Source organism: Caballeronia sp. (genome assembly GCF_049581465.1).
Lineage (GTDB): Bacteria > Pseudomonadota > Gammaproteobacteria > Burkholderiales > Burkholderiaceae > Caballeronia.
Map to the genome: position 1 here is coordinate 1 of NZ_JBAUSA010001424.1, position 2,363 is coordinate 2,363.

Annotated in this window: 2 protein-coding genes; both read left to right on the forward strand. The window is 62.2% G+C overall.

Annotated features, from left to right (window positions below):
• Positions 1 to 1,502 (forward strand): xanthine dehydrogenase family protein molybdopterin-binding subunit (locus WCA53_RS34455; RefSeq protein ID WP_423922842.1); only part of this gene is annotated, 1,502 nt, incomplete at its 5' end.
• A 207-nt stretch (positions 1,503 to 1,709) separates the two neighbouring features.
• Positions 1,710 to 2,297: a nucleotidyltransferase family protein gene (locus WCA53_RS34460; protein ID WP_423922845.1), complete on the forward strand. Its 588-nt coding sequence runs from the start codon at positions 1,710 to 1,712 to the stop codon at positions 2,295 to 2,297.
• Positions 2,298 to 2,363: the final 66 nt, after the last annotated feature.

A 2,363-nucleotide genomic window follows, 5' to 3' on the forward strand; every position in this document is an offset into this window, starting at 1 on the left:
GCTCGGTATGGTCCCATGTGGTGCTCGCGGCGATGGCTGCGAGGCAAACGGGCCGGCCCGTGCGCCTCGTGCTCGAACGTCCGCAGATGTTCGGCATGATTGGCAACCGGCCGGCCACTGACCAGCATTTCCAGGTTGCCGCGCGCGACGACGGTACGCTGACCGGCATGCGCCATGACGTCATTTCGACCACATCGACGTTCGAGGACTGGAACGAGAGCTCGGCGATCGTCACGCGCATGCTGTACAGCGTGGCGAACCAGGCGACCACGCACAAGCTGGTGAAACTCGATATCGGCACGCCCACGTTCATGCGCGCGCCGGGCGAAACGAGCGGGTCGTTCGCGCTTGAATCGGTGATGGATGAACTCAGCTACACGTTGCACATGGACCCCATCGCGTTGCGCATGAAAAATTACGCCGAGATGGAGCCCCAAGAGAAGAAGCCGTGGTCGAGCAAGTCGCTGCGCGAGTGCTATCGGATTGGCGCCGAGAAATTCGGCTGGTCGCGCCGCAATCCCAGGCCGCGCTCCATGCGCGATGGCAACACGCTGATCGGCCTCGGCATGGCGACCGCGACTTACCCGGCCAATCGCAGCGAAGCAAGCGCGATTGCGCGCATCCTGCCCGACGGCACGGCGATGGTCGCGTCCGGCACGCAGGATCTCGGCACCGGAACGTACACCGTGATGACCCAGGTGGCTGCCGATGCGCTGGGCTTTCCCATCGACCGCGTGGCATTCGCGCTTGGCGATTCCTCGTTGCCGAAAGCGCCGGTTTCCGGTGGTTCCCAGTCGGTGGCGAGCGTATCGCCGGCGGTGCGTGCGGCGTCCGAGCAGGCTCGCGACAAGCTCATCGTACTGGCGATCAACGACCCGGGTTCGCCGCTGAGCGGGATATCCGCGAGTGATGTCACCGTGAACAACGGCTGGGTCATCAGTCGCGCCGATCCATCGAAACGCGATCCTGCGGCGGCCGTGATCGCGCGCAACGGCGGCAAGCCGATCGAAGCCAGCGCGACCACGAAGCCGGGCGCGGAAAAGCAACAATACGCGTTTCATTCGTTCGGCGCGGTGTTTAGCGAGGTTCACGTCGATGCCGACCTGGGAACGATCCGCGTTGCGCGGATTGTCGCGGTGTACGGCGTGGGTCACCTGCTCAACGCGAAGACCGCGCATAGCCAGTTGATGGGCGGGATTGTGTGGGGCATCGGTTCGGCGCTGACTGAAAAAAGCGAACTCGATCCACGCTACGGCCGCTATACGAATGCCAATTTCGCTGAATATCACGTGCCGGTGAATGCCGATGTTGGCGCGATCGACATTACTTTTGTCGAAGAAAACGATCCGTATATCAATTCGCTGGGCGCGAAGGGCATTGGCGAAATCGGCATCACGGGCGTGGCGGGATCGATTGCGAACGCGGTCTTTCACGCAACGGGCGTGCGCGTTCGCGATTTGCCCATCACGCTGGACAAGGTCTTGCCGGCAACTAAGGTGTAGCGCGTTTGTTGTTCTGCGGTTGTTCTGCGGAAACTGTTGCCGATGGATTGGCGCGTTGTCGTTGTTCTGCGCAAGCCGTTGCCGATGAAATAGCGCGTTGTCGCGTGAAACCCGCGCGGGCGCTGCTTCCCGCCCGGTTTTTTTTGATGCTTGCGGCGTATTGCGCTGCCCGTCAAAATCTACGCTTCTTCCCTTGGGGCGCCGGCCATGACTTATTCATCGAATGCGACCGGCATCCTTCTCGCTGCTGGCTATGGGTCGCGGTTCGACCCGACCGGGCTGCACAACAAGCTGCTTGCCCCGTTGCCTGATGGAACGCCGGTTGTCTTTCAATCGGCGCGGCGGATTTTGTCGGCGGTATCGCGGGTTGTTGCGGTCGTGCGGCCGGGGTCGGAGAAACTGGCTGAAGTGTTGAACGAAGCGGGCTGCGACGTGGTGTTTTCCATCGATGCGCAACGCGGCATGGGTGCGACGCTTGCGGCAGCGGTGCGCGCGACGCAGGATGCGGAAGGGTGGCTGGTGACGCTCGGCGACATGCCGTGGATTGAGCGTACGACTATTGAGCTGGTGGCGCGATGCCTGGACGGGGGGGCGTCGATTGCGGCGCCGTTTTATCGGGGACAGCGGGGGCATCCGGTGGGTTTTGGCGCGCAACACTTGAATGCGCTTAGCATGCTCGATGGGGATGCCGGTGCGCGGCATTTATTTGCTTCGGAGAACGTGGAGAAAATCGAAGTAGACGACGCGAATATTCTCAGGGATGTTGATGTGGCGGGGGACCTGGTGTTGCCTTAGGGTTGGTGTTGGGGTTTGGGGGTGCTGTCCGCGGCGAGTGTGGGGCGAGCATTGAGTCCTCCTGCT

Excerpts from the sequence above, each read along its gene's own strand:
- WCA53_RS34460 (WP_423922845.1), top strand. The coding sequence starts at position 1,710 with ATGACTTATTCATCGAATGCGACCGGCATCCTTCTCGCTGCTGGCTAT.